Origin of the sequence: Anaeromassilibacillus sp. SJQ-1 (assembly GCF_046693725.1) — a bacterium.
Classification (GTDB): domain Bacteria; phylum Bacillota; class Clostridia; order Oscillospirales; family Acutalibacteraceae; genus Anaeromassilibacillus.
Genome location: NZ_JBKEIV010000031.1, coordinates 1 through 4,572, shown reverse-complemented (window position 1 = coordinate 4,572; position 4,572 = coordinate 1). Strand labels below are relative to the sequence as shown.

Genomic DNA, 4,572 nt, shown 5'->3' with positions numbered 1-4,572 from the left:
TGTCCTCTACTCGTTCGGTTGTGCCAGCCGATCTGACGGAACGACTTCCATACTCGTGTGAGTTTTCGCATTTATCGTGAAACGCTTTCGCGTTTTTCGTGCGCCGCTCGGTTTCTCCTTCAATCGCCTTTCCAAGCGTCTTTGACATCTGTTCTGTACCCAGATGCGGCAGCAAGTCGGTGACGCAGAACTGTGGTTCTCCGGGCTCTTCTCCCAGGCGAATTTCCACATGTGTTCCGTCCTTCAAAACCGCCAGTCCATGCATGGAAAGTGGAATTGCCGTCCACTGGTACTTCTTAATCCCGCCATAATAATGGGATTTAAACAGCGCCAGCTCGTCCTTTTCATAGAGAGGATGGGGCTTGAGATCCAAACGAGGAGAATCGATGTGCGCCGCAGCAATGCGAACGCCATCTTTACATCCCTCTTTGCCAATTACGGCCAAAATCAAAGCCTTCCCACGGTTGTTATAATACACCTTATCGCCGGCTTTGTAGCTCTTTTTGGGATCAAACGCTACAAAACCTTCTTTTTCGGCGCGCACGATGGCAGACTTTACTGCCTCACGCTCTGTTTTGCTGTGATCCAAAAACTCCTTATAATCCTCGCAGAAGGCGTCTGCTTTCTTCACACGCTCATCGGGGATCTTGTGGTATCCATTTTTGCGACAGATGAGCAAGTCCTCACGAAGCTGCTCAACATCTGCCAGTTCCTTTTTTTTAGCCATGAAATGTACCTCCTATTTCATCAAATTCATAGAGTTCCCTGTATTTATGATAATTTTGCAGTACAGCATTTACATAACGCTCTGTCTCCGGATACGGAATCCGGTTCCAGCTCCACGCCGTCCTGGGAAACGTCGGGGTTGCTCAGCCAATTGTTTACCGTCCCAATCCCTGCATTGTAGGCACTCAAAGCAGTTGTTTGCTCTGAATACTTATCCTGTAAAATCTGCAAAAATTTACAGCCATAACGAATATTGACCCGCGGCGTATAAAGATCATCCGCTGTATAGGGCACCCCTTCTCGCAACTTCGTTTGCAGCCAGTCAAATGTATCCGGCGTGATCTGCATCAGTCCACGCGCCCCTGCATGCGATGTCGCGTTCGGATCAAAATTGCTCTCCGCTTTCATCACCGCATAAACCAACGCCGGGTCCACCCCTTGCGTTTGCGCTTCTTCTTCCACAATTTCACGGTATCCCAAAGGATACGCCGTACGCATGAAGTAATCGTGTCCCAACCGCAAAAGGCACGCCCCTACAACAACCAGTACAGCCAATAGAAGGAGTGTTTTCACAGATCGTCTCATTGCAAATCCTCCGTTTAACTGGATGACGACAACAGAACGTGCAACAGCTTCTCGGTTTCCTCTGGAACCTGTGCGGCATCGATTCCCCCATCCATAGCATATGAAGCCCGGCTGGTATAATATGCGTTCGGCTGTTGGGCCCCCATACGGGCGCGAGCCTGCACTTCCGTAATCCGGTCCCGCCGCATAATCCGGCGCATCCGGAGTTCTGGCTCAGCAACGACTGCGACCGTAACCCGGCAAAGCGCATCCGCACCGCTCTCAAACAAAAGCGCCGCATCCACTACAACCACCTTTTTGCCGCTGGCGGCAATGCGCCGGCGTACCTCTTCCATGATGAGCGGATGGGTAATTCCGTTGAGCTTTTTTGAAGAAACCGCATTGGAAAAGGCCCGCTCAGCCAAAAGACCCGGTTCAAACGTCCCTCTGACACCACATCGTTTCCAAAGGCGCTTTGAAGTGCGGTAAGGCAATCCGGACGATGCGTAACCTCTTGAGCGACGCGGTCGCAATCGATCACCTCACAGCCGAGTGCTGCAAAAGCGGACGCCACTGTAGATTTTCCCGCCCCAGTTGGGCCGGTAAGTCCAACGACCAAAGGTTTAGCCAACGTCAATCACCTCAAATCCCGCCGCTCGGATCAAGCGGTTATAGACCGCCAATCCTACGCCTTTGGTTCCGGACAACGCGCATAGACTGTCTTTGCATGGAGCCGTTCATCCAGTTCTTCGCGGCGGCTTCGAAAGAGCTCGCGCGCCTGTTCCCCGCAATCTTTCTCCCCGCCATAACAGATGGCAGGAACCCGCAACGCTGTATCCTCGCCATCATGACGAAGAGCGGCCACGCCATCTTCCGCATGTGTATTGACATAGTCGATATAGTGTTCCAATGAACCGTCCAGAATAACCACATTTGCCCTGGGTGAATAGTGCTTATATTTCATCCCCGGCGATGCGGCACGCTTCCATCTGCAGGGGATGCAACACAGCATCGTCCATCTCTACACGGCCAAGCACACTTTTCAGCTGTTCCAGCGTAATGCCACCCGGACGCAAAAGGCGTGGAGGCTGCTCTGCAAGTGTCAACACCGTTGATTCTACACCGACCGAGCACGGTCCGCCGTCGAGTACGGCCTCGATCCTACCGTCCATATCATTCATCACATGCGCTGCTGTGGTGGGGCTTGGATGCCCGGACAGGTTGGCCGATGGCGCGGCAAGCGGCACCCCTGCCGCATCAATCACCGCGCGTGCCACCGGATGGTCGGGGAACCGTCCCGCAACCGTGTCCAAACCCGCACTCACCTCATCCGGAATCTGCGCCGATTCGGGCAAAATAATGGTCAGCGGCCCCGGCCAAAAACGATCTGCCAATTTTTTTGCGCTTTCCGGCACCTCTCGGACCAACTCATAGATCTGTTCAAAGTGGCTGATGTGTACAATCAGAGGATTGTCCATAGGGCGCCCCTTTGCAGTAAAAATTTTAGCAACCGCCGTTCCATCCAACGCATTTGCCGCCAAGCCATAGACCCGTCTCTGTAGGAATTCCCACCAATCCGCCGTCCTGCAAAATCGCTGCTACAGCCTCGACCGCGCCCGGTGCATCCGCCTTTAAAAATCTTGTCTGCATGGATGCCTGCCCCTTATCCCTGGTTTTCCACCGTCTGCTCCAACTTTGCCGCGCGGTCAGCGGCTACAAGAGCATCAATCACCTCGTCGATATCTCCATTGAGAATGTCATCCAGTCGGTAGAGAGTCAAGCCGATGCGATGATCCGTCACCCGGCCCTGTGGATAATTGTATGTGCGGATTCGTTCCGAACAGTGGCCCGTTCCCACTTGGGAACGGCGGTCCGCAGCCGCCTGGGCATCCTGCTTGGCCTGTTCGATCTCATATAATCTGGAACGCAGTACCCGCATGGCCTTATCCTTGTTTTTGAACTGGCTCCGTTCATCCTGACACTCCACTACCATGCCCGTGGGTAAATGGGTGATGCGGATCGCTGAGGATGTCTTGTTGATGTGCTGACCACCTGCACCGCTGGAACGGAAGGTATCGATCTGCCAAATCCTTTGGGTTGATCTTCAATCTCCACGTCGTCCACTTCCGGCAATACCGCCACAGTTGCCGTTGACGTGTGTACGCGGGCCTTGGGTCTCTGTTTCTGGCACGCGCTGTACGCGATGTACGCCGCTTTCGTACTTCAAGCGGGAATAAGCCCCATCACCAGAGATCATAAAACTGATCTCCTTGTAACCACCCAATTCTGTTTCATTCACATTCAGCAACTCCGTTTGCCAGCCATGGCGTTCTGCATACATACTGTACATGCGGAACAAGACAGCGAAAAGAGTGCTGCCTCTTCTCCCCCTGCACCTCCCGCGGATCTCCACGATCACGTTCTTTTCATCGTTTGGGTCGCGGGGCAGCAAAAGATCTTTAACTCATCCGAAGTGCGGGCGATATCCTTCTTCGCCTGCTCCAATTCCAGTTCTGCCAGTTACTCGCAATTCTTTTTCAAGCCCGTTCTCTTCCAACAAAGAGAGGGCCTCCGCTTGTGCATCTTCTGCGCGCCTGTATTCGCGGTATTTCTCTACGATGGGCGTGATGGTCTTATGCTCTTTCATCAATTCTGCATAGACCGTTGGATTTGTCAAAACCGTGGGGTCACAGAGTTTTTGGTTCAATTCTTCATAACGTTTTTCAAACACCTGAATATTTTCAAACATCGTTCTGCTCTCCTTTGCAAGTAAATGATTTTTTAACCGGCAAAGGCGCTGAGTTCATCCCCCGTGTTCTCCCGAAGGATCTTCTTGATGTTTTTTTCACATTTCAGGCGCGGCACCATGATCTCATGGCCACAGGTGGTACAGCGGATTTTAAAATCCATGCCGGCGCGCAGGACCAAAAATTCCTTTCCCCCGCATGGATGCTGCTTTTTCATTTGCAAAATATCGCCAGGTCGTACATCCATCCTTCCGCACCTCCATTCTCAACCTTTTTCCATGCGCTTAAGAATATATTATAGCACCAATTCCATAAAACAGACAATGTTTTTTTGGGATTCTGTCCCAGTAAAACCGATAGGTGCAGAGAAACCACGTTTGTGCTATACTATTGTACAATATAGGTTGGACAGAAAGCGGGGATTCCATGAATACAAAAGAGGAAATTTTGCTGCGCCTTCGCCAGAATGAAGGTTATCTTTCTGGTGAACAGCTCAGTGAAGCGCTGGGAGTTTCACGTGCACTCTGGAAGGCGA

7 protein-coding genes and 3 pseudogenes are annotated in these 4,572 nt (G+C 51.9%); 1 reads left to right on the top strand and 9 read right to left on the bottom strand.

Annotation, left to right across the window (positions count from 1 at the left end):
• From ACGCCZ_RS07090 to ACGCCZ_RS07050, 9 genes and pseudogenes are all read right to left on the bottom strand, one after another.
• A pseudogene (locus tag ACGCCZ_RS07090) lies at window positions 1-727 on the bottom strand (aminopeptidase); the annotation flags it as partial.
• A 44-nt stretch (window positions 728-771) separates the two neighbouring features.
• Window positions 772-1,311 carry a lytic transglycosylase domain-containing protein gene (locus tag ACGCCZ_RS07085; RefSeq protein WP_411655660.1) on the bottom strand — a complete coding sequence of 180 codons (540 nt, stop codon included), beginning with the start codon at window positions 1,309-1,311 and terminating at the stop codon, window positions 772-774.
• 14 nt (window positions 1,312-1,325) lie between these two features.
• Window positions 1,326-1,864 (bottom strand): annotated as a pseudogene (gene coaE / locus ACGCCZ_RS07080) (dephospho-CoA kinase).
• A gap of 111 nt (window positions 1,865-1,975) precedes the next feature.
• Window positions 1,976-2,221, bottom strand: a complete 246-nt coding sequence (locus ACGCCZ_RS07075; RefSeq protein ID WP_411655659.1) for a hypothetical protein — start codon at window positions 2,219-2,221, stop codon at window positions 1,976-1,978.
• Between the two features lie 22 nt (window positions 2,222-2,243).
• Window positions 2,244-2,831, bottom strand: coding sequence for an L-threonylcarbamoyladenylate synthase (locus ACGCCZ_RS07070; RefSeq protein ID WP_411655658.1), 588 nt, complete (start codon window positions 2,829-2,831; stop codon window positions 2,244-2,246).
• Entirely contained in the window at window positions 2,794-2,940 is a 147-nt protein-coding gene (locus ACGCCZ_RS07065) for a hypothetical protein (protein WP_411655657.1), read from the bottom strand. The genes ACGCCZ_RS07070 and ACGCCZ_RS07065 overlap by 38 nt, the downstream gene beginning before the upstream one ends.
• A gap of 13 nt (window positions 2,941-2,953) precedes the next feature.
• Window positions 2,954-3,370: a peptide chain release factor-like protein gene (locus ACGCCZ_RS07060; RefSeq protein WP_411655662.1), complete on the bottom strand. Its 417-nt coding sequence runs from the start codon at window positions 3,368-3,370 to the stop codon at window positions 2,954-2,956.
• A gap of 24 nt (window positions 3,371-3,394) precedes the next feature.
• A pseudogene (locus ACGCCZ_RS07055) lies at window positions 3,395-4,039 on the bottom strand (PCRF domain-containing protein).
• Window positions 4,040-4,071: 32 nt separating this feature from the next.
• The gene (locus ACGCCZ_RS07050) at window positions 4,072-4,284 is read right to left on the bottom strand and encodes a DUF951 domain-containing protein (RefSeq protein ID WP_411655656.1); all 213 of its coding nucleotides are present in this window, start codon (window positions 4,282-4,284) and stop codon (window positions 4,072-4,074) included.
• 179 nt (window positions 4,285-4,463) lie between these two features.
• Here ACGCCZ_RS07050 and ACGCCZ_RS07045 point away from each other — a divergent pair.
• Window positions 4,464-4,572: HTH domain-containing protein (locus ACGCCZ_RS07045; RefSeq protein WP_411655661.1), on the top strand; the 109-nt coding region annotated here is incomplete at its 3' end.